Source organism: Paraburkholderia sp. BL17N1 (assembly GCF_003634175.1).
Taxonomy (GTDB): Bacteria; Pseudomonadota; Gammaproteobacteria; order Burkholderiales; family Burkholderiaceae; genus Paraburkholderia.
This window is the reverse complement of record NZ_RBIW01000002.1, coordinates 3,476,347-3,499,083: the sequence shown is the minus strand read 5'-3', so window position 1 is coordinate 3,499,083 and position 22,737 is coordinate 3,476,347. Positions and strand designations below refer to the sequence as shown.

Annotated in this window: 16 protein-coding genes; 12 read left to right on the top strand and 4 right to left on the bottom strand. The window is 63.3% G+C overall.

Translation table 11 applies throughout. The features are described from left to right. The first annotated feature begins 246 nt into the window (after positions 1 to 246). The 5 genes from B0G82_RS35605 to B0G82_RS35585 all read left to right on the top strand — a co-directional run bounded on the left by B0G82_RS35605 (position 247) and on the right by B0G82_RS35585 (position 7,399). Positions 247 to 3,858 carry a response regulator gene (locus B0G82_RS35605; protein WP_121310695.1) on the top strand — a complete coding sequence of 1,204 codons (3,612 nt, stop codon included), beginning with the start codon at positions 247 to 249 and terminating at the stop codon, positions 3,856 to 3,858. Positions 3,859 to 3,876: 18 nt separating this feature from the next. After that, complete coding sequence (locus B0G82_RS35600; protein WP_106278236.1) at positions 3,877 to 4,722, top strand: CheR family methyltransferase; 846 nt, start codon at positions 3,877 to 3,879, stop codon at positions 4,720 to 4,722. A 10-nt stretch (positions 4,723 to 4,732) separates the two neighbouring features. After that, positions 4,733 to 5,347, top strand: a complete 615-nt coding sequence (locus tag B0G82_RS35595) for a chemotaxis protein CheB (protein WP_121310693.1) — start codon at positions 4,733 to 4,735, stop codon at positions 5,345 to 5,347. Between the two features lie 9 nt (positions 5,348 to 5,356). Beyond that, positions 5,357 to 6,484: a hybrid sensor histidine kinase/response regulator gene (locus B0G82_RS35590; RefSeq protein ID WP_106278232.1), complete on the top strand. Its 1,128-nt coding sequence runs from the start codon at positions 5,357 to 5,359 to the stop codon at positions 6,482 to 6,484. 96 nt (positions 6,485 to 6,580) lie between these two features. Beyond that, positions 6,581 to 7,399: a helix-turn-helix transcriptional regulator gene (locus B0G82_RS35585; protein WP_121310691.1), complete on the top strand. Its 819-nt coding sequence runs from the start codon at positions 6,581 to 6,583 to the stop codon at positions 7,397 to 7,399. A gap of 108 nt (positions 7,400 to 7,507) precedes the next feature. Here B0G82_RS35585 and B0G82_RS35580 read toward each other — a convergent pair whose 3' ends face one another. Then, positions 7,508 to 8,449: a LysR family transcriptional regulator gene (locus B0G82_RS35580; protein WP_106278230.1), complete on the bottom strand. Its 942-nt coding sequence runs from the start codon at positions 8,447 to 8,449 to the stop codon at positions 7,508 to 7,510. A gap of 237 nt (positions 8,450 to 8,686) precedes the next feature. Between B0G82_RS35580 and B0G82_RS35575 the strand changes: the two genes are divergently transcribed. The 3 genes from B0G82_RS35575 to B0G82_RS35565 are packed head-to-tail and all read left to right on the top strand — an operon-like array spanning position 8,687 to position 11,719. Next, positions 8,687 to 9,886: an amino acid aminotransferase gene (locus tag B0G82_RS35575; protein WP_121310689.1), complete on the top strand. Its 1,200-nt coding sequence runs from the start codon at positions 8,687 to 8,689 to the stop codon at positions 9,884 to 9,886. Between the two features lie 53 nt (positions 9,887 to 9,939). Then, positions 9,940 to 10,731, top strand: a complete 792-nt coding sequence (locus tag B0G82_RS35570) for a class II aldolase/adducin family protein (RefSeq protein WP_121310687.1) — start codon at positions 9,940 to 9,942, stop codon at positions 10,729 to 10,731. Between the two features lie 4 nt (positions 10,732 to 10,735). Next, positions 10,736 to 11,719, top strand: coding sequence for a 2-dehydropantoate 2-reductase (locus B0G82_RS35565; protein ID WP_121310685.1), 984 nt, complete (start codon positions 10,736 to 10,738; stop codon positions 11,717 to 11,719). Between the two features lie 57 nt (positions 11,720 to 11,776). Here the strand turns inward: B0G82_RS35565 and B0G82_RS35560 are convergent, their stop codons facing one another. From B0G82_RS35560 to B0G82_RS35550, 3 genes are all read right to left on the bottom strand, one after another. Beyond that, complete coding sequence (locus B0G82_RS35560; RefSeq protein ID WP_121310683.1) at positions 11,777 to 11,968, bottom strand: hypothetical protein; 192 nt, start codon at positions 11,966 to 11,968, stop codon at positions 11,777 to 11,779. An 18-nt stretch (positions 11,969 to 11,986) separates the two neighbouring features. Next, entirely contained in the window at positions 11,987 to 13,738 is a 1,752-nt protein-coding gene (locus tag B0G82_RS35555) for an FAD-dependent oxidoreductase (protein ID WP_121310681.1), read from the bottom strand. Positions 13,739 to 13,909: 171 nt separating this feature from the next. Then, the gene (locus B0G82_RS35550; RefSeq protein ID WP_116145092.1) at positions 13,910 to 14,896 is read right to left on the bottom strand and encodes a LysR family transcriptional regulator; all 987 of its coding nucleotides are present in this window, start codon (positions 14,894 to 14,896) and stop codon (positions 13,910 to 13,912) included. Between the two features lie 473 nt (positions 14,897 to 15,369). Here B0G82_RS35550 and B0G82_RS35545 point away from each other — a divergent pair, with 473 nt between their 5' ends. The 4 genes from B0G82_RS35545 (at position 15,370) to B0G82_RS35530 (ending at position 22,667) form a co-directional block, all read left to right on the top strand. Next, positions 15,370 to 16,533: a porin gene (locus tag B0G82_RS35545; RefSeq protein ID WP_116145090.1), complete on the top strand. Its 1,164-nt coding sequence runs from the start codon at positions 15,370 to 15,372 to the stop codon at positions 16,531 to 16,533. Between the two features lie 174 nt (positions 16,534 to 16,707). Beyond that, the gene (locus B0G82_RS35540; RefSeq protein WP_121310679.1) at positions 16,708 to 17,958 is read left to right on the top strand and encodes an efflux RND transporter periplasmic adaptor subunit; all 1,251 of its coding nucleotides are present in this window, start codon (positions 16,708 to 16,710) and stop codon (positions 17,956 to 17,958) included. Between the two features lie 12 nt (positions 17,959 to 17,970). Beyond that, a complete protein-coding gene (locus tag B0G82_RS35535) occupies positions 17,971 to 21,201 on the top strand; it encodes a multidrug efflux RND transporter permease subunit (protein ID WP_121310677.1) in 3,231 nt (1,076 codons plus the stop codon). A gap of 5 nt (positions 21,202 to 21,206) precedes the next feature. Next, positions 21,207 to 22,667, top strand: coding sequence for an efflux transporter outer membrane subunit (locus B0G82_RS35530; protein ID WP_121311058.1), 1,461 nt, complete (start codon positions 21,207 to 21,209; stop codon positions 22,665 to 22,667). Positions 22,668 to 22,737: the final 70 nt, after the last annotated feature.

Here is a 22,737-nt window from a genome sequence, read left to right as displayed (position 1 = left end):
GTGGACGGCGATCGGATGATCGAAGAGCGGATTTGCTTTCCTCGCACGATTGACCCACGCGGGTCGCGCAAAGTTGCGTGAGTTTCGTACCGCCCCGTCCAGCAAGCCTAAACCCCCCGCGCGCACCTCTCAAAAACAAGCCCATCCTGTATGATTACGCGCGTCGCTTCGCGAGAGAAGGAATCACGCGAAATACCCGAAAAATATTCCGAATCGACTCGATTCGCCCCGCCGAAGACAGAAAAAATGACCGCATCCCAGGCCGTCGACCAGAATCGTTTTCGCAGCATTATTCGCCGCAATATCGCCTTGCCTCTGGGTGTCGGCCTGGTCACGATAGCCGTCTTCGTCGGACTGATTGCTTATCTGGTCTCGACCATGAACTGGGCCGAGCATTCCGAGCGCGTGATCGGCCGGGCCAATGAAATGCTGCGTCTCGCGGTCGATCGCGAATCGTCCATGCGAGGCTTCCTGATCACGGGCGACGAAACTTTCCTTACGCCTTACGAAACCGGCGGCCCGCGCTTCAAGACGCAGATCGAGGCCTTGCAGGCGATGGTTGCCGACAACCCGCCGCAAGTCGAAAAGCTCAAGCAGATCGAGGCGATCCAGCAACGCTGGAGCCGTTTTGCCGAAGAGATGATCGACGCGCGCCGTCGCAATCAGAACGTCGAGGGCGCTGTGGCTAGCGGGCGCGGCAAAATCGAATTCGACGAAACGCGCCGTGAATTCGGCGATTTTCTCGACGTCGAGTTGCGCCTGCGTCAGGAGCGCAGCGACGCCACGCGCCGCGTCACGACCACGCTGGTGAGCGTGTTCCTGCTCTTCAGCCTGGGCGTGAGCGGCCTGCTCGCATGGATGGGCCGCCGCGAATTGATGAGCCTGTCGACCACCTATGACGGCGTGCTGCGCCAGCAGGCCGAACAGACCGACATTCTGCAGGCGCAGGTGTGGCTGCGCTCCGGGCAGCGCCTCCTCGCTGAAAAGGTGGTCGGGCAGACTACCTCGCCGCTGGTCGGCCGCGCGATGCTCGACTTTCTCGCGCAATATCTGGACGCTGTCGTGGCCGCGCTCTATGTACGCGATAAACAACACGGCACGCTGCGGCGGATCGCGACCTACGGTTTTAGCCGCGACAACGAGCAGGCCGCCGCGCGCAATTTCGCCGAAGGCGAGACGCTGATCGGTCAGGCGGCTTTGGCGCGCCGCACGCTGGTCTTGCGCGACGTGCCGGCGGATTACGTGCAGGTGATGTCCGCGACCGGCAAGAGCGCGCCGAAGAACCTGTTCATCATGCCGATCGAAAACGACGGCCAGGTCAACGGCGTGGTCGAACTGGGCTTCATTCGCGAGCTGGGCGTGCGCGATCAGGAGTTCATGGAGCTGATCGCGAAGAGCATGGGCGATTTCGTCGAAGCCGCGTTGTATCGCGAGCGTCTGCAGGACGCGTTGGCCGAAACGCAGCAGTTGAACGAAGAACTGCAGGTGCAGCAGGAAGAATTGCGCGTCTCCAATGAAGGACTCGAAGAGCGCGGCCGCGCGCTGATGGAATCGCAGGCGCGTCTGGAAGCGCAGCAAGCCGAGCTCGAACAGACCAATGTGCAGCTCGAAGAATACGCGCAGCGTCTCGAGCGGCAGAAGTCCGATCTTTTGCGCGCGCAGGACGATCTCGCGGCCAATGCGGCGCGCCTCGAACAGTCGAGCCGCTACAAGTCGGAGTTCCTCGCCAACATGTCGCACGAACTGCGCACGCCGCTGAACAGTTCGCTGATTCTCGCCAAGCTGTTGCAGCAGAACCGCACCGGCAATCTGACGGAAGAGCAGGTGCGCTACGCGGACACGATCCACGCGTCGAACAGCGACCTGCTGGTGCTGATCAACGACATTCTCGATCTGTCGAAGGTCGAAGCCGGGCAGGTGACGGTCGAACTCGAAACCGTATCGATCGACGCGACCCTGCAGGCGCTCGAGGAAACGTTCAAGCCATTGGCAGGCGCCAGGCATTTGAGCCTGGCGTTCGAGCGCTTGCCGGGCACGCCGGATACCTTCATCACCGACGGCCAGCGCGTCACGCAGATTCTGCGCAACCTGCTTTCGAACGCGGTGAAATTCACCGAACGCGGCGAGGTGGCGCTGTCCGTCGCGCCGGCCGAAGGCGGCATGCTGCGCATCGACGTGCGTGACTCCGGCATCGGCATCGCCGCCGACAAGCTGGACATGATCTTCGAGGCGTTCCAGCAGGCCGACGGTTCCACCAGCCGTCAATACGGCGGCAGCGGTCTCGGTCTGTCGATTTCGCGCGAGTTTTCGCGCTTGCTGGGCGGCCGGATCACCGTTGCCAGCGAAGTCGGCAAGGGCAGTGTGTTCACGCTGTGGTTGCCGCTCGATGCGCAGGCGGCGCTGAACGCGAGCCAGGACGCGCACCACGCAACGGCGCCGGCGTTTGCAGCGGCACATACATCGGCACAGACAGCGGCCGGTGCGCCGGCTGTGGCCGAGTCGCTGCTGGTGCGCCCATCTGCGGGCGGCAGCCAGCCCGGCGTGATCACGCCGGCCAACGGCCTGATTAACGGCTCAACCAACGCATCAACCAATGGCTTAACCAGCGGCAACTCGTCCGAAACCACACACAACCCCACACACAATCCGATCGCCGACGACCGCGACAACCGCACGCGTGCCGGCCGTCTGATCGTCGCCGTGGAAGACGATCTCGCCTTCGCCGAAATCCTGCGCGATCTGACCCACGAACTCGACTTCGACTTCGTCCATGCGAGCAGTGCGGCCAGCGGTCTCGCCCTCGTGCGCGACATGCGCCCGGCCGCTGTGCTGCTCGACGTCGGCTTGCCGGACCGTTCCGGCCTGACCGTGCTGGAGTGGCTGAAGAACGATCCGCTCACGCGTCACATTCCGATCCATATCGTCTCGGCCACGGATCACGCCGACAAGGCGCTGCACCTCGGCGCGATCGGCTATACGCTCAAGCCGACCGCGCGCAGCACGATGGAAGCCGCGATCCGCCGCCTCGAAGCGCGTCTGCAGCAGCGCCTCAAACGCGTGCTCGTGATCGAGGACGACACGCCGATGCGCGAAAGCATCCGCGCATTGCTGCAAAGCGAAAACACCGAGATCGTTGCAGTCGCAACCTTGGCCGAGGCATTGGAATATCTGGCGAAGTTCAGCTTCGACTGCGTGGTGACCGATCTCGCGCTGCCCGACGGCACCGGCTACGATCTGCTCGAACGGCTCGCCGCGAACACCGCGCATGCCGCGCTGCCGGTGATCGTCTACACGGGCCGCATGCTGTCCGACGAGGAAGAGCATCGTCTGCGCCGCTATTCGAAATCGATCATCATCAAGGGCGCGAAGTCGCCCGAGCGCCTGCTCGACGAAGTGACGCTGTTCCTGCACAGCGTGGAGTCGTCGCTCGCGCCCGAGCAGCAGCGCATGCTGCGCACGGTGCGTCAGCGCGACAATGCCTTCGAGGGCCGCACGATCCTGCTGGCCGAAGACGACGTCCGCAATATTTTCGCGCTCTCGCACGTGCTGGAGCCGCTCGGTGCGAAACTGCAGATTGCGCGCAACGGCCGTGAAGCGCTCGAAGCGCTGGACAACGGCCCCGAAGTGCATCTGATCCTGATGGACATCATGATGCCGGAGATGGACGGGCTGACCGCGATGGGCGAGATTCGCCGCAATCCGCGTTTTGCGCATCTGCCGATCATCGCGCTGACGGCGAAGGCCATGGCGAACGACCGCACGCGCTGCCTCGAAGCCGGCGCGGACGACTACGTCTCGAAGCCGATCGACGTGGACAAGCTGGTCGCGTTGTGCCGTGTCTGGTTGCGCCAACGGTAGAAGGAACACAGGAACACGATGAGTCAGTCCGAATTCGACGCACCGCAACGCATGAGCGACTTCGACATCGAGTTGAAGCTGCTGCTGGAGGCGGTCTACCTCAAGTATCAGCACGACTTCCGCCACTACGCGATGTCGTCGCTGCGGCGCCGGCTGTCGCAGGCGCTCGAGGAATTCGGACTGAAGACGCTGTCGCAGCTGCAGGACCGCATCATGCGCAACGGCGACGAGTTCTCGCGGCTGTTCCAGTACCTCACGGTGCAGGTCAGCGAGATGTTTCGCGATCCGGCGTATTTTCTTGCGCTGCGCGAACACGTGCTGCCGCGTCTGCGCACCTATCCGTCGATCAAGGTGTGGGTTGCGGGGTGCAGCACGGGCGAGGAACTCTGGTCGCTGAAAATTCTCTTCGACGAGGAAGGGCTGACTGAACGCACGCTGTTCTACGCGACCGACATCAACCCGGACGCGCTCGCGCGCGCCGAGTCCGGCATCTACGCGCTGGACCGCATTCAGGGTTTCACGCAAAACTATCTGGCGGCCGGCGGCAAGCGTTCGCTGTCCGACTACTATCATGCGGCGTATGGCGGCGCGCGCTTTGCGGGCTCGCTGAAAGAGCGCGTGGTGTTCGCCGACCACAGCCTGTCCACCGACGAAGTCTTTCTCGAAGCGCACCTGGTGTCGTGCCGCAACGTGCTGATCTATTTCGACCGCGGCTTGCAGGATCGCGCGCTCGGTCTGTTCGAAAACGCGCTGGTGCGGCGCGGATTTCTCGGTTTGGGCAGCAAGGAAAGTTTGCGGTTTTCCAGCCACTACGAAGCGTTCGACGAATTCCGTCCGAGCGAACGCATTTACCAGAAGCGCTAGCACGCTCACCATGCCACGCTCAACTGTCCAGCCAGATGTCGATGCCGAAGCGGCGCGCGGCTATGAGCTCGTCGTGATCGGCGGCTCGGCGGGCGGCATCGAAGTGCTGAACGTGCTGCTCAGCGCACTGCCCGCGGGCTTTGCGCCGGCCGTGATGATCGTCACGCATCTGCCGCCCGATCCGCGCAGCTATCTGGTGGATGCGTTCGCGCATCGCTGCGCGTTGCCGGTGCTCGAGCCCGATGCGGGCGAGCGCATCTTGCCGGGGCGCGTGCACATTGCGCCGCCGGGCTATCACATGCTGGTGGAGGTGGACCGCACCGTCGCGCTATCGACCGATGCCGCCGTGCGCTTTTCGCGTCCCTCGATCGACGTGCTGTTCGAATCGGCGGCCGCCGTATATGGCGAACGCCTGCTCGCGCTCCTGCTGTCCGGCGCCAACGACGACGGCGCGCAAGGCCTGGAGCGCGTGCGCGCGCTGGGCGGCACGAGCTGGGTGCAGGCGCCCGACACCGCTGTTTCCCCCGAAATGCCGCGCGCCGCGATTGAACGCGGCGCGGCGGATTTTATCTACACTCCCGAAACCATGGCCCGGCGGCTTGCTGCATTGCCGGCCTCTTTCTGACGCGATGCCATGACGAACTCACCCGTGAACATTCTGATCGTCGACGACATCGTTCACAACATCACGGCGCTCGAAGCTTTGCTGGCCCGGCCGGATCTCGCCGTGCTGGTGGCCGACTCGGGCACGGCGGCGCTCGACCTGCTGCTCAAGCACGAGGTCGCGCTGGCGATTCTCGACGTCAACATGCCCGGCATGAACGGCTTCGAACTGGCTGCGCTGATGCGTGGCAGCCCGCGCACCTCGCACGTGCCGATCATCTTTCTGACGGCAACCGCGCAGGACGCGTCGCGCACGTTCCGCGGCTATGAGGCGGGCGCGGTCGACTTTCTCTACAAGCCATTCGATCCGCGGATTCTGCAATCCAAGGTCGACGTGTTCGTGCAGCTCGAACAGCAGAAGCGTCAACTCGCGGCGCAACTCGTCACTACGCGGCAAATGCTCGAAGCCAACGAAATGCTGATGGCCGTGCTCAGTCACGATCTGCGCACGCCGCTCGGCGCGGTGCTGGCGTCGGCAGAGTATCTGATGCGCACGGCGGCCGACGAACAGTCGGCGACGGTGGCCGCGCGTGTGAAGAACAGTTCGCTGCGGATGGCGCGCATGGTCGACCAGCTGCTCAATCTCGCGCGTTTGCAAGGCGGGCGCCTGCCGCTGCAGCCGCGCTCGATCGAACTGGCGACGCTGTGCCGCTCGGTGATCGACGAATTCGCGTCGCGCGAGAACGGCAAGCAGATCGTGTTCGCGAGCCGCGGCAATACGTCGGGCGCGTGGGACACCGACCTCGTCTGGCAAGCCGTGTCGAATCTGGTGAGCAATGCGCTGCATCATGGCGCGCCGGGTGGCGATATCGGCGTCGAGGTGGACGGCGAGGCGGTCGAGTGCGTGCGTCTGAAAGTCGCCAATCGCGGTACGATTCCGGCCGAGGTGTTTCCGCATCTGTTCAAGGCGTTCGGCCCGAACAACAGCGGTGCGCGCTCGCGCGAAGGGTTGGGCTTGGGCCTGCATATCGTGCAGGAAATCGCGCGCATGCACGGCGGCAACGTCAGCGTGAACTCCGACGAAGCCGTGGGCACGGTCTTTACGATCGAGTTGCCGAGAATGGTGACGTTCCAGCGCGGATCGTTTACGGGGAAGTAACGGCGCGGCGCTGCGCCGTTAGTGAGGAACGTGCCGCATGTGCCGCTGTGCTACGCTTGCCGAACCGAACTACCGCACGGCGACCGGACTTCCATCATGCGTTCATGGCGCATTTCTCCACCGCATGGCAACGGACAGATCAGCACTGCGCGCGCAACCGAGCTGGTCATGTCGATTTCGCATGCGGATGCCGACGCGCTCGCAGCCAGCATTTTGAAAGCCGTCGGCGATACGCTGCCGGTTTCGCAGTGCACCATCTTCGCCTATGAATTCGACGCGAGGCCGCGCACGGTGTCCGCCGCCGATCATCGCGGTGGCCGCTTTCTGCGCGACGTCGCCGATCGCTACGCCACGCATTTCTATGCGCTCGACGGCAATCGCGAGATCATCGGGCGGCCACGCGACAAACCGGCGCGCGATGCGCTGGTGCTGCATCAGCAGCAAAGCGAAGAGATCGAAAACGAAGCGTATCGTGCGGCCTGTTATGCGCAGCCGAACGTGTCCGACCGGCTGTCGCTGCTCGTGCAGCCCATGGAAAGCGTCTGGCTGTCGATCAATCTGTATCGCGACCGCGCCTATGGCGTGTTTCAACCGGGCGAACTGGAACGCGTGGAAAGTCTCGCGCCCTTGTTCGCACACGCGGCGAAGGGCCATTACGCGTTGAATGGACAACATCAGCAGGGTTCGGCGGCCGCGATGCTGGCGCGGGTCAGGCGCGCTTGCCCGGCGCTCACGTCGCGCGAACTCGACGTGCTGCGCGGCACGCTCGAAGGCGCCGGCGCCGCTGAAATCGCGGTGCGGATGGGCGTCAAGCCGGCGAGTGTGATTACCTATCAGAAGCGCGCTTACGCGCGGCTCGGCATCTCGAGCCAGAGACAGTTGTTCGCGTTGTGCATGACGCCCGAACTGGCTTGACCCTGAAACGGAGCGCGGCCGGCTTGCGCGTTTTAGGTTAAGCCGGTGCGGCCGACACTGTCTCTTGAGCGCAACCACCCCGCAGCGCAGCTACCACGCAGCTACCAATTACGCACGCTTGCCGCGTGCCTCCGCCTGCGTCTCGCGATCCCAGCGCTTTAACCACGGCATGATGAAGTCCGCAAAACCGTCGGCGGGCGGCGACAGCGCGCGTTCCGTGGAGCGATACACGCACACCTCGCGGATCGTTTCGGGATCGACGATACGCTTCATCACCAGCCCGAAGGTGCGCGCCAACGGCGCGACGTAGGCCGGCGCGAGCGTGATGGCCAGCCCTTGTGAGGCGAGGCCGAACGCCGTGGTGACGTTGTCCACCACGTCCACGGGAATGATGCGGGCTTCCGCCGGCAGATTGGCCAGCATTTGCCCGACCGCGCGTTCGTGGTCGCGGCCGGTGGCGACGATCGGCACGCCGCGCAAATGCGGCCACTGCACACGGCGACGCGCGTTCAACGGATGGGTCGGCGCGCACCACATCACCCACGGACTCGCGAATGCCGGATCGCAACGCACGCGCGTGCCGCTTTGCCGGTCGGGTCCGATCGCGAGATCCACGTCGCCGCTTTCCACGCGCTCCACCAGCTGCTCGACCACGGTATCGCAAATGCGCACGACCACCTTCGGCTTGTCGCGCGCATATTCGGCGATGGCCGCTGGCAGCGCCGTCGCCGCCAGTACCAGCGGCGCGCCGATCCGCACGATGCCGGCGGCGCGGTTGCGGATATCGTCGGCGGATTGCGCGGCGGCGCGCACGTGCCGCAGCACCGATTCCGCCGACGCCAGAAAATCCTGCCCGGCGCTCGACAGATTCACGCGCCGCGTGGTGCGGTCGAACAGGCGGAAGCCGAGTTCCGTTTCGAGGTCGGCGAGCAACTGGCTGACTGCCGACGAAGTCAGGCCGAGCCGGTCCGCCGCCGCGCCGATGCTATGCAGATCGACGATGGCGAGAAACGCTTCAAACTGACGGAGGGTGACGCGCGTGAGTGGCATCAGGCGATTCTAAAGAAAAACTAACGAATCGTGAAAAATCGATTGATTGTGTAGCGTGCAGCATGCGTGGAGACTTGTCTTAATCGACGCGCCCGGCCAAACCCGCTTAGACTCCCGTCTCGCCAGTCTGAGTCAGGCCGGTTCACGTGGGCTGTCGTTTTGCCACACGCGCGCCCCGCGCCCGCCATACCAAGCGCCACACCGAGACCGCGCCGCGGCCACCTTCAAGGAATTGCCATGTTCGACCACATTCCCGCTTATCCAGGCGACCCGATTCTGAGCCTGAACGAAGACTTCCAACTCGACCCGCGCACCAACAAAGTCAATCTGAGCATCGGCATCTATTTCGACGACGCCGGCAAGCTGCCGGTGATGAACGCCGTGCGCCGCGCCGAAACCGCGCTGCTCGATTCGATCGGCCCGCGCTCCTATCTGCCCATGGCCGGCCTGCCGCTCTATCGCGATACGGCTCAAGCACTTGTATTCGGCGCGGACAGCGAGGCGCGCAAGGCGGGGCGGATCGCGACGCTGCAAACCATCGGTGGCTCGGGCGCACTCAAGGTGGGCGCCGATTTCCTGAAACGTTATTTCCCCGGCTCGCAGATCTGGATCAGCGACCCCAGCTGGGAAAACCATCGCGTCGTGTTCGAAGGCGCGGGGCTCACGGTCAACACTTATCCGTATTACGACGAACACACCGGCGGCTTGCGTTTCGCCGACATGATCGAAACGATCGGCCGCTTACCCGAACAGAGCGTCGTGCTGCTGCACGCGTGCTGCCACAACCCGACCGGCGTCGATCTGAGCCCGGCGCAATGGGCCGAGCTGGTGCCGGTCTTGCAGCGCCGCAAGCTGATCGCATTTGTCGATATGGCTTATCAGGGTTTCGGCGCCGGTCTCGAAGAAGACGCCGCTTGCGTGCGTCTGCTGGCCGACGCGGGCATACCGTTGATCGCCGCCAATTCGTTCTCGAAGAATTTCTCGCTGTATGGCGAGCGGGTCGGTGCGCTGAGCGTGGTCTGCAAGAGCGCGGAAGAGGCCGGCCGCGTGCTGGGCCAATTGATGTCGACGGTGCGCGCGAACTACAGCAATCCGCCGACGCACGGCGCGCGGCTCGTCGCCAACGTGCTCGCGGATGCCTCGTTGCGCGCTTCGTGGGAAGCGGAACTCGCCACCATGCGCGAACGGATTCTCGCCATGCGCGGCACGATACACGCCGGACTCGCGGGCCGTGTGGATGAAGTGATGCGCGCGCGCTACGTCGCGCAGCGCGGCATGTTCACCTATACGGGCTTGAGCGAAAGCCAGGTGGAGCGTTTGCGCAGCGAATACGCGGTGTATGTGCTGCGCTCTGGGCGCATGTGCGTGGCCGGTCTGAACGAACGCAACGCGGAATATGTGGCGGCGTCGATCGCGGCCGTGGTGTCGGGCGCGTAAGCACGGCTTTTCGAGCAACAGAACGATAACAGCGGTCGATAAGGGAGACCAAGATGACCACCCTCGATATACCAGCGCCGACGGCGCCGAAGGCCCACGCGATGCATCCGGACGAATGGCATGCGCGCGTGCAGCTTGCAGCGTGCTACCGGATCTTCGACATGCTCGGCTGGACCGAGATGATCTACAACCACATCACGCTGCGCGTTCCCGCCAGCGTGAGCGGCGGCGAGCGGCAGTTCCTGATCAATCCGTTCGGGCTGCACTATAGCGAAGTGACCGCGAGCAATCTCGTGAAGATCGATGCACAGGGTCGCGTGCTCGATCACTCGCCGTATCCGGTGAATCCGGCCGGCTTCGTCGTGCATGCGGCGATTCACGAAGGCTTGCCCAACGCCCACTGCGTGATGCATACGCACACCACCGCGGGCGTCGCCGTGGCCTGTCTGGAAGACGGTCTGCAACAGACCAACTTCTACAGCGCGCAATTGCACGACCGCATTGCGTATCACGACTTCGAGGGCATCACCGTGCACGCGGAAGAAGGTCCGCGTCTGCTGGAGCACATCGGCAACCGGCAGGCGGTGATCTTGCGCAACCATGGGCTGCTTGCGTGGGGCCACACCTTGCCGCAAACTTTCGCGGTTCTGTGGACGCTCAACCGCGCCTGCGAAATCCAGATGGCGACGTTTGCGATGGGCCGCGCGCGGCCGGTGCCGGAAGATGTCGCGATTCGCTGCTCGCGCGACGCGCTGCAGTTCGATCCGCGTCACGGCGCGGGGCAGGACGTGTTCGACGCGTTGGTGCGGCGAGTGGACCGCATGGACGCCAGTTATAAGGATTGAAACGATGAAAGTAGCAATCTACGGCGCGGGCGCGATCGGCGGCTGGATGGGCGTGAAGCTCGCGCAGGCCGGCCACGACGTGAGCGTGGTGGCGCGCGGCGAGACGCTGAACGCGCTACGCGAGCACGGCTTGCGTCTGATCGAAGGCGGCGCTACACATGCCGAAAAAGTGAACGCGAGCGAGAAGCCCGCGGACCTCGGTGTGCAGGATCTCGTCGTGGTCGCCGTCAAGGGGCCGGCAATGGCGTCGGTGGCTGCGCGGATCGCGCCGCTGCTTGGCGCGCAAACCATCGTCTTGACGGCGATGAACGGCGTACCCTGGTGGTTCTGCGACGGACTCGGTGCGGACTTCACCGGCAAGCGCCTGAAGTCGATCGATCCGGACGGCGCGATTGCCGCCGCGATTCCGTCTGCGCAGACGGTGGGCTGCGTGGTGCACGCCAGTTGCCTTGTCGAAGCGCCGGGCGTCATCCGGCATCATCAGGGTAACGGGCTGATTATCGGCGAGGCGTCGGGACAGGCGAGCGAGCGTGTCGCGGCGCTCACGGCCACGCTCGTGGCGGCCGGCTTCAATGCGTCGGCGTCTGCGCAGATTCAGCGCGACGTCTGGTACAAGCTGTGGGGCAATATGACGATGAATCCGATCAGCGCGATCACCGGCGCGACCACCGACCGGATTCTCAGCGACGAGCTGGCGCGCAACTTCGTCACGAGCATCATGCTGGAGGCCAAGGAAATCGGCGCGCGCTTCGGCATTCCGATCGATCAGGAGCCGGCGGATCGCCACGAGGTCACGCTGAAACTCGGCGCGATGAAAACCTCGATGCTGCAGGACGTGCAGGCGGGTAAAGCGGTCGAGCTCGACGCGCTGGTGGCCGCGGTGCGCGAACTGGGGCAACTGACAGGCGTCGCTACGCCGTATACGGATGCGTTGCTCGGTCTCGCGCGCCTGCATGCGAGCACGCTGGGTTTGTATCCGAAGCAGTAACACTGTCGTCAAGGAAAAGCCGCCGCGCCATGTCAGGCGCGGCGGCTTTTTTACGCTTTATGCCGTCACCGCAGTCGAAACCGGCAGCCGTGCCGCTTCGATCAGCGACAACGCGCGCCGCGGGTTGTCGAGTTCGGTCAGGCACAGCATCGCGAGGCGGGCCAGATATAGCGGCGCCTGCGCTTCGCCTTCGTTCGTGAGGGTCTTGCAGAGCGTCGTATAGACGAGGTCGAGATCGCTATCGGTCATGATGTTTGTCTCCTTGTATCAGATCGTCAGCGCCGCGCGGATGGCGCGCTGCGTGGCTTCCGCGCTGCCGTCGCGCCAGCGGGCGAGTACATGGCCATCGGGACGAATCAGATAGACCGTGCCGGGCGTGGCGTCGAGCATGTCGTGCAGACGGCCGCTGTGATCGATCACGTTTGAGCTCGCGACGTTTTGCGTATCGTTCCTGACCAGCTTGACGGTTTTGAAGGGGATACGTTGTCCGGCCAGCGTGTCTTGCAACTGCTGCCACGCTGCGTCTTGCGCGGAGTCGTCGTTCGCGTTCGCGCCGAAGCGTAATGCAGTGAAGCATGGCCCGAGCAGATCCGTCAGATGGATATCGACAAAGACGCCTTTGTCCTCACGTTTGAGTCTGCATTCCGGAAGCACAGTACCGGGCGCCGGCCCTTGCGCGAAAGCGTCGCTCGCGTCACCCGCGGTTTCGTTCAGCGGCGACTGCGCGTAGGCAATCGCATGCGTCTGCCGCGGATTGATCAACGGACGCACCGCCGCATGACGCTCGGCGAGACCGAGCACGGCCTGGCGCATCAGGTCGAAGGCGAACGAGGGCGGCGCCATGAACTCCGTGCTCTTCATGCCGTAGCTCAGGTTCTCGCGCGCGGCGAACACGCGCTCGTCGCTGTAGCTGTCCAGCAGACGCGGCGATGCCACGCCGTTCACCACGCAGGCCAGTTTCCAGCCGAGGTTGTCCGCGTCGTCGATGCCGGAATTGGCGCCGCGCACGCCGAAAATCGGCACGAGATGCGCGGCGTCGCCCGCGAACAGCACCGCGCCATGCCGGTAGCGTTCCAGCGTCAACGCGTTGGCCTTATAGACCGTGATCCAGATCGGCGACCATGCGCCGGTTTCGCCCATCGAATCGAGCACGCTCTGCACGCGCGGCATGACGTTCTCGGGATGCACGGCGGCTTCCGGGTCTTCGTCGTCGCGAAGCTGGTAGTCAATGCGCCAGACGTTGTCGGGCTGCTTGTGCACCAGCACCGTCGAGCCGGGATTGGACGGCGGATCGAAATAGGCGAGGCGTTCGGTGGCGCGCGCGCTGGCCAGTTCGATATCCACGATCACGTAACGGCCTTCGTACGTGGTGCCGGTGAGCTTGAGGCCGAGCGCCTCGCGAATCGTGCTGCGGCCGCCGTCGCAGGCCACCACCCAGTCGGCGTCCATCATCCATGCGGTGTCGCCGGTAAGCAGGGCGAGCGTTGCGCCGGCCGTGCCTTCCAGATTCTCGCGGCCGCCTTCGGCCGCGTGTTGCTCGATGCCGGTCACGCGCGTCTGCCAGCGGATCTCGATCAGGTCGGCATGCCGTTCTATCTCGTCGAGCAGCAACTGCTCGATCTGATATTGCGCGATGTTGATCATCGGTGGCAGCGATTGCTCGTCGTCCTGATGCATGGTGAAGCGGAACACTTCGGTGTCGCGATAGAAGCTGCGGCCGCCGGTCCACGGCAAGCCTTTTCGCATGAAGCCTTGCACGACGCCGAGTCGCTTGAAGATTTCCAGACTGCGCCGCGAGATGCAGATCGCGCGGCTGCCGGTGCAGACGCCGTCGTCGGCTTCGATCAGCACCGAGCGCACGCCCTGGCGAGCCAGCGCGAGCGCCAGCGTCATGCCGACCGGCCCGCCGCCGACAATCGCCACGGACCGCCTGACCGGATCGCGCCCGTCGACGAGCGGCGGCGCCACGCCTTCATAGTGACGCGGCGAAAACGGATAGGGTTTGAAGGGGCGGCTCATGCGTGTCTCCTGGAGCTTCGATGCCGGGGATCGACCGCCGGGGCTGGCTAGCTCTTCGAGGCGGTGCGAGTCGATAGCGAAGTATGAAGGAGGGTGCGCGCGTGGCTGTCCTCATTTTGGGTACAGCGGCGCGGGGAAAACCCTGCCGCCGGAGCGAGCTTGCCAGGCCACTCACGAAGGCTGCTTGCCTGGCGCCCGCGAGTCGCGCGGACTCTGTGCGGGATACTTGCCGACTGAAGCCATGGAAGTCAAACGATCGGCATTGGTGCGAAACCACTCGATCGAAAAGTCGACGAACGAACGGGTCTTCGCGGAGATGTGCCGACGATTCGCGTACACGAGTGCCAACTCCTTGTCGGCATTCGTGATGTGGAAGTCCGGCATGATCTGTACGAGCGCGCCGTTGCCCAGATCGGCCAGTACATGATTCTCGGGCAGCACCGCGATTCCCATGCCCGCCAGTGTGGCCTGCCGCAGCATGGAGGCATTGTTCACTACCAGCGCGGCGGAGAGCGTGACGCGCCTTTCGCGCTGATCGGGTGAAACGAAGACCCAGTCACCGTCGTGCGAAGCCGAGCTGAGAGCAAGAAGCGTGTGGGCGGCCAGATCCGCCGGCCGCGACGGAATGCCTTTGCCGGCGAGATAACCGGGCGATGCGACGGCAATGGGACGGACGCTCAGCAAGGAGCGTTTGACCAACGTGGTGCCGCTGATCTGTTTCGGCAATACGATGCCGACATCGAAACCTTCTTTCACGAAATCGACGTGCTGATGCAGGAGTGTCAGGGAGAGTCTGACGTTCGGATACTCCCGCAGATATTCCTGCAGCAACGGCGTCAGACTGGATAGCGAGAAGGACGCTCCGGCCGCGACCCGCAGCGTGCCGGACGGCTCGGTCGTGGCGCGGAGCACCACCGTTTCTATCTGCTCAATTTCGTCGAGTACGTTGCGGCACCCCTTCAGATAGATCTCGCCCTCTTCGGTCAAGGAGAGGCCGCGCGTATTGCGGTTCACGAGCCGTGTATTGAGGTGGGTTTCGAGTTGATCGAGGTAGCGCGTGGCCATGGCATTCGAGATGCCAAGATGAGCCGCGGCCTGCCCGAATGACATCGTTTCGGCGATGTTGATAAATACTCGCATAGCCTGAAGCTGATTCATGATATCACCAACGATAAAGACGATAGTATTTTCCGGAAGATTCAGGGTGGTAACGGTTAATAAAGGTGAATGGCGGGCCTCGAATGGTAGTTTGCAGATTTGTAAAATGACAATTTAATTGGTCATCCACGGTATCGGCATTTCTTTCTCAAAAATAGACGGTGTTTTTTGCTGTTGGCGTGCCGCAACGATCTGGTCGCGATATCGGAGAGACTCCATCGGTTCGGAATTTGATGAATATCCCTAGACGCGGGATTTTCATTTAATTCGAAACGTTGTCTCAAATAAAATCAAAAATACTTTTTCGTTATTTAGCGCCTTACGACTGCGGCCCACGTTTTAAGATTCCAGTTGCACACAGGGTCTTTTCGATTCGGAATTATATGCAGTTCCGGGCGGGTGCATTGTGGTTGCGGCAGATTTTATTCTCAAGTCCGCAGCCGAGTTTTAAGATTAAATGCCAAGGTATTCAAATGAAAAAAATCATCACCGCCGCCGCCGTGTCCGCCACTTTTGCGTGCGCGGCGCACGCCCAGAGCAGCGTCACGCTATACGGCATTGTTGACGCCGGTTTGACGTATGTGAGCAATGAAGTCAGCAGGGATTCCACGGTGACGTCCGACGGGCGTGTCACGAATGGCAAGGCCATGGTCGGCATGACCGGCGGCAACGTTCAGGCGAGCCGCTGGGGGCTGCGCGGTGTCGAGGATCTCGGCGGCGGACTGGCGGCGGTCTTCAATCTGGAAAGCGGATTCAACATCGCAAACGGCACCCAGACGGTGCCCAACACGCTGTTCAACCGTCAGGCATATGTCGGATTGTCGAACGCCTACGGCACGGTCTCTTTCGGACGCCAGTACGACTCCGTGGTCGACTATCTCGCGCCGTTGACCGCGGCCGGCAGTTGGGGCGGCACGTATTTCGCGCATCGCGGCGACAACGATAACGCCAACTCCTCGATCAGCGTCAACAACTCGGTCAAGTTCAAGAGCGCGAACTACGACGGCTTTTCCATGAGCGGCCTGTACGGCTTCTCGAACAACGCGGGCTTTGCCGACAACCGGGCGTACAGCGTCGGCGCGGGGTACCGCAACGGTGGCTTGCAACTGGGTGCGGCCTATCTACAGTACCAGGGCATCGACCTGAATCAGAACAATGGCGCTATCACAGGCGGCACTTTCGCGGCATCGGCGGTCAGCGGCGTTCAGAATCAACGCACCTGGGGCCTTGGCGGAAGCTATGCGTTCGGTCCGTTCCTGCTCGGGACCGTATTCACGCAGAGCCGCTTCCAGGACAAGTTCTCGGATATCTCGGTTCGCTACAACAACTACGAGGTCAACGCGCGCTACACCATGACGCCGGAGTTGGCGCTGGGTGCGGCCTACACCTATACGCAGGCGCTGCGCGCGGCGCCGGGCACCACCGACACGAATACCGGCGCGGCCCACTGGAATCAGTTCGGCCTGCAGGCCGACTATTCGCTGTCCAAGCGTACTGATGTCTACGCTGAAGCCGTCACGCAGCTTGGCGCCAACAACGGACGCGGGCTGAACAGCGTGCAGATCAACGGCACTTCGGCGCCGTCGACGGCCCGCAATCAATATCTGATGACGACCGGCATCCGTCACCGGTTCTGACCTCGCGGCAGTTTCTATCGCGCCGGGCCGAGGCCGCCGAGCCTCCTGTCAAGAGGGGGCGGTCTGCCGTCATCGCAATGGGTCGGCATATCACAGCCGGCGGCCCTTCTGGCGCAGCCGTCCTCGGTCAATTGCTTTCGCGCCCGGTTTTCGAATCATTTTTACGGAACATTCATGCCAGTTTCGTTGTTGCGGTGCCTGCTACGCTCGTTGAACGCACGCAAGCGTTTGCCTGACGAGGTGCGGAGACGGCCGGCCCTGGGGTTGAGTCTGCTCGCCCTACTGGCCGCCTGTAGCAAAACGGCGACTCCCGAAGCGGTTCAGCCGGTCGATATCACTGTCATGACCGTGGCGCCGCATGACACTCCTGTGGACTTCGAGTTCGTCGCGCAGACGCAGAGCTCGCGTGCGGTGGAAATTCGCGCGCGGGTCGACGGATTTCTGGATAAGCGGGCGTACACGGAAGGGCAGATGGTTCGTGAGGGGCAGACGCTGTTTCTGATGGATCCCAAACCTTTCGAGGCGGCGTTGCAATCGGCGCAGGGTGCGCTTGCGCAGCAGCAGGCGCGGCTCGAGGTCGCGAAGGCCAATCTCGCACGCGTGACGCCTCTCGCCGCACAGAACGCATTGAGCAAAAAGGATCTCGACGACGCGATCGGCGGCGAGCACGAGGCGCAAGCCGCCGTCATCGCCGCAAAGGGGCAGGTCCAGACCGCGCGACTGAATCTCGGCTACACCACGATCAGATCGCCGCTTACCGGCCTGTCGAGTTATGCGCGCCAGCAGGACGGCAGTTATGTCACGCCGGCCCAATCCGGCCTGCTGACGTATGTCTACCAGATGGATCCCATGTGGGTCGAATTCAGCATTTCCGAGAACGAGATGCTGCGCTATCGCGACGAGATCGCGAAAGGCCGGTTGCGCTTTCCCGCCGACAACCAGTTCGACATCTCGTTGCTGCTGGCCGACGGTTCGACGTTTCCCGCGCGCGGGCGCATCGCCTTCGCCAACCCGGTATTCAGCGCGCAGACCGGGACGTTTCTCGTACGAGCCGTATTCGCCAATGAAAAAGGCAGCTTGCGTCCGGGCCAGTTCGTGCGCGCGAAAGTGTCGGGCGCCGTGCGGCCGAATGCCGTTCTGTTGCCCCAGCGTGCCGTGCAGCAGGGCGCGAAAAGCCACTTCGTGTGGACGCTCGACAAGGACGACAAACCGCATCAGCGCTTTGTCGAGATCGGCGAATGGCTAGGCGATGACAGCTTCATCGACGACGGCCTGCATGCCGGCGAAAGAGTCGTGGTGGACGGCGCGATACGGCTGTCGCCCGACGCGCGGATCAGGATAACGGGGGCAGTGCCCGCCGTGGCGCAGCCGGCAATCGCACCGCTTGCTGCGCAACAGGATTCCGAACACCACACTGCGCACTAGGCTGCAAACCGGATGAAGCTCTCTCATTTCTGCATCGACAGGCCGATTTTCGCGTCCGTCATTTCTATTGTCATAGCACTTGGCGGCCTGTTGGCGATGTTCGCGCTGCCGATTGCCCAGTACCCCGAGATCACGCCCCCGCAGATCACGATCACGGCCAGCTATCCGGGCGCCAGCGCCGATGTGGTGGCGAACAACGTGGTCGCGCCCATCGAGCAGCAGGTCAACGGCGCGGACAACATGATCTACATGACGTCGTCGAGTTCGTCGACAGGCAGTCTGACCATCAACGTGTTTTTCCGCAACGGCACCAACCCCGATCTGGCCCAGGTCGACGTGCAGAACCGCGTTAACCTCGCGTTGCCGCAACTGCCGCAGTCCGTGCAATCGCAGGGTGTGCAGGTGCAAAGAAAGTCTTCCGCATTCATGATGGTGGTCGCGGTTTATTCGCCCGGTAGTCGGGTCGATCCGACGTACGTCGCCAACTACGCGAACGTTTACGTGCTCGACGCGCTCAAGCGCATTCCGGGCGCGAATCAGGCCAGCATCTTCGGCACGCCGGACTACGCCATGCGCATCTGGCTGCGCCCGGATCGCATGGCGCAACTCGGCGTGACGGCCTCCGACGTGCAGAACGCCGTGGCGAACCAGAACCAGCAATTCGCGGTCGGGCGGCTCGGCCAGGCGCCGACCGGCTCACCGGTCGAGCAGTCGTTCGCCGTAACCACGGCCGGCCGCCTCTCCAGTCCCGCCGAGTTCGACAACATCATCATTCGCGCGGCGGGCAACGGTGCGGCGATCGTGCGTCTGAAGGACGTGGGGCGCGCCGAACTCGGGCAGAAAGACTACTCGATACGCAGCCGGTTCCAGGGCGAACCCGCCACGGTTATCGCCATCTACCAGCAGCCCGGCGCCAATGCGCTGGATGTGTCGAAGCAGGTGCGCGCCACGCTGGCGAGCATGAAGCAGTCGTTCCCCGAGGGCGTCGACTACCGCATCGCCATGGACACCACCGACTTCACGCGGGCTTCCATTGCGGACGTGGTGAAGACCTTTTTCGAAGCCGTCGTGCTGGTGGTGATCGTCGTCTTCGTGTTTCTGCAAAGTTTTCGCGCAACGCTGATTCCGGTGCTGGCGGTGCCGGTTTCCATTCTCGGCACGTTCATGGGCATGGCCGCGCTCGGTTTCTCGATCAATATGCTGACCATGTTCGGCCTGGTGCTGGCCATCGGCATCGTGGTGGACGATGCGATCGTCGTGATCGAGAACGTCGAGCGCAACATGCGCGAGTTCGACCTCTCGCCGAATGCGGCGGCCAAGCGAGCGATGGACGAAGTGTCCGGCCCGGTCGTCACGATCGTGCTCGTCATGTGCGCCGTCTTCGTGCCGGTTGCCTTTCTGGGCGGCATCACCGGGCAGATGTACAAGCAGTTCGCCATTACCATCGCGATTTCAGTGGTCCTGTCCGGCATCGTGGCGCTGACCTTGTCGCCGGCATTGGCGGCGCTGCTGCTGAAACCGCGAACGCGTGCCAAGCATCGCTTCTTCAAGTGGTTCGACGACGCGTTCGCGCGCCTCACGGCGGGCTACAGCCGCGCCGTCGCGCTGGCGATCAGGCGCTTTGCGATCGCGCTGATGCTGTTCGCCGGCATGGTTCTGCTTGCACTCACCATGCTGCGATCGATTCCGCACGCCTTCCTGCCGCCCGAAGATCAAGGCTACCTGCTCGGCGCGGTCATCATGCCCGACGCGGCGAGCCTCGATCGAACGGGGCGGGTGTCGTCGCGCGTCACCGACTACTTCGCGAAGCAGCCGGGAGTAGGCAGCGTTACGGTGGTCGACGGATACAGCCTGCTCGACAACCAGACCATGAACAACGCTTCAACTTTCTTTGTCGGGCTGGAGGGTTTCGATGAAAGGTATACGTGGGCGAACATTCGCACGCAGAACGCGCACGCGTTGTTGCTCGGCGCTTACCGGGCCTTGTCGCGCATCGAGGAAGGCATTGTCGTGCCGGTCAATCCGCCGTCTATCCCGGGACTCGGTACGACGGGCGGCACCGAGATGTGGATCCAGAGTCAAGGCGACGCCAGCACCGCGCAACTGGCGCAGGTCGTACAGAACCTGGTCGCCAGAGCAAAGGCGCGCCGCGAACTGGCGGGCGTCACGTCGACCTTCAATGCGTTCTCGCAGCAACTGCGTGTCGATGTGGATCGTGACAAGGCCGCCACGCTCGGTGTGCCGATCGACGAGATCTACAGCACGATGCAGACGATGTTCGGCTCGCTGTACGTTTCGCAATTCAATCAGTCGAGCCGGCTCTGGCAGGTGATCCTTCAGGCGGAGCCGTCATACCGGTTAAAGCCCGCGGATCTCGAACAGGTCTTCGTGCGCAGTGCCAATGGCACCATGGTCCCGCTCAAGTCGGTCGTGACCTATCGCTACGTGACCGGGCCGTCGCTGATGACGCGCTTCAACGATTTTCCCGCCGTCATGATTACTGCCAATGCGGCTCCGGGTTATAGCTCGGGCGAGGTGATCGGCGTGCTGGAAGAATTGGCGCGGAGCCTGCCCGCGGGATACGGCGTGGGATGGAGCGGCGAAGCGTACGAAGCGCGCCAGTCGGGTGGTACGTCCGGCCTGGTGTTCGCGTTCGGTCTGCTGATGGTGTTCCTGATTCTCGCCGCGCAATACGAGCGCTGGAGCCTGCCTGTGGGCGTTCTGATGGCGGTGCCGTTCGCCCTGTCAGGCGCTTTGCTGGCGATTCTGCTGAGAGGCCTGAACAACGACGTCTATTTCCAGATCGGTCTCACCATGCTGGTCGCGCTCGCCGCCAAGAACGCGATCCTCATTTTCGAGTTCGCGGTGCTCAATCGTGCACAAGGCGCCTCGGCGTTCGACGCCGCGGTAACTGCCGCGCGCGATCGTTTGCGGCCGATCGTCATGACGTCGTTCGCTTTCATTTTAGGCTGCGTGCCGCTCGCCATCGCGACCGGCGCGTCGCAGAACAGCCGGCATTCCATCGGCACTGGCGTGATCGGCGGCATGCTGGGCGCGACCGGCGTGGCCGTCTTCTTCATTCCGATGTTCTTCTTCCTGCTCGAATCCGCAAGCGAGCGGCGCGCGGTCAAGAAGAAAGGTGTCGAACCGGAACAGCGGGACGAGCGCGAACGGTCCGATTCTCCGTTGACGACCAAGACTAATAGTTCGACCGGCATGCAACCCGGCACGAAGCGTGGGTGATCAACATGCGTGCAATCGTTTCAGGTTTTTCTCTCATTTCCGCAGCCGCGTTTTGCCTCTGCCTCGGCGGCTGCGTGTTGGGCCCCGACTATGTCAGGCCGTCTATCGAAACGCCCGCGGCGTTCCGCTTTGCGGACGGCACGCAGGTGCAAATCGCCGACGCCGCGTGGTGGATGCAATTTGGCGATCCGGTGCTGAACGAACTGATCGCAACGGCGCTCGCGCAAAACCGCGATCTGAAAATCGCCGCGGCCCGGGTCGACGAGTTCCGCGGACAATTCGTCAGCGCGCGTTCGCAGTTGTTCCCGCAGGTCGGCGCCGGTCTCGACGCGAGCCGACAGCGTGTCTCTCCGCTTGCGCAAGCTTCGCTGCCGGCGGGTCTCGGCACGGTCTACAACGCGTTCAATGCCACGTTGCCCATCTCATGGGAGATCGACGTATTCGGCCGCGTGCGGCGCCAGACAGAGGCCGCACGCGCGAATCTGCTCGCCAGCGAGGAGGGCCGGCGGGCCACCATCCTCACGCTTGTCGCGTCGGTGGCCACCGCCTATATCAACTTGCGCGGTCTCGACCAGCAACTCGCGATTGCAAAAACGACCGCGGCGAGCCGTGCCGCGTCGGTGAAAGTATTCGAGCTGCGCTTCAGGGGCGGGCAAATCTCGCAGGTCGAACTGGCGCAAAGTCAGTCGGAATACGAGGCGTCGCTGGCGGACATTCCGGCCGTCGAGGCGCAAATCGGACAGCAGGAAGACGCGCTCTCGGTTCTGCTCGGCAATAACCCGGGCCCCATTCTGCGTGGCCGCGCGCTCGATCAGCTCCAGCCTCCCGGCGTGCCGGCGGGTTTGCCGTCGGCATTGCTCGGGCGTCGTCCGGATGTGCTGCAGGCCGAACAGAACCTGATCTCCGCCAACGCTTCGATCGGCGCCGCGCGTGCGCTTTATTTTCCGCAGGTTTCGCTCACGGGGCTGCTCGGCTCGTCGAGCACGCATTTGACGAGGCTCTTCAGCGGACCGGCGAACACGTGGTCGTTCGCGGGCGCGCTCACGCAGCCGATCTTCTCCGCCGGGAACATCGCGGGACAGGTCGAACAAGCCAAAGCGCGGCAGCAACAGGCGCTGTATGTGTATCAGAAGTCGGTTCAGACCGCATTCCAGGAAGTCAGCGACGCGCTGCTCAACGTCGAAACGTCGCGTGAGCGCTTGCGCGCGCAAGAACGACAGGTCGACGCGCTGAGCGTGTACGCAAGGCTCGCGCGAGAACGCTACGAAGGCGGCTACACCAGCTACATGGAAGTCCTCGACGCCGAACGCAGTCTGTTCAGTGCGCAACTCGCCTACACGCAAACCCGCAGCAGCGAATACATCTCACTCGTCACGCTTTACAAGGCGCTGGGCGGCGGCTGGGGCGCGGACGCGCCAGCCAGCGTGACGCAGGACACGAACATTCCAGAAAACGAAGTGCGATAAGAAGCGCCCCGGGGTTCGCATCCGAAAGCGCAACCATCGCGGCGACGCAAGCGAAGGCAGACCAGAACGT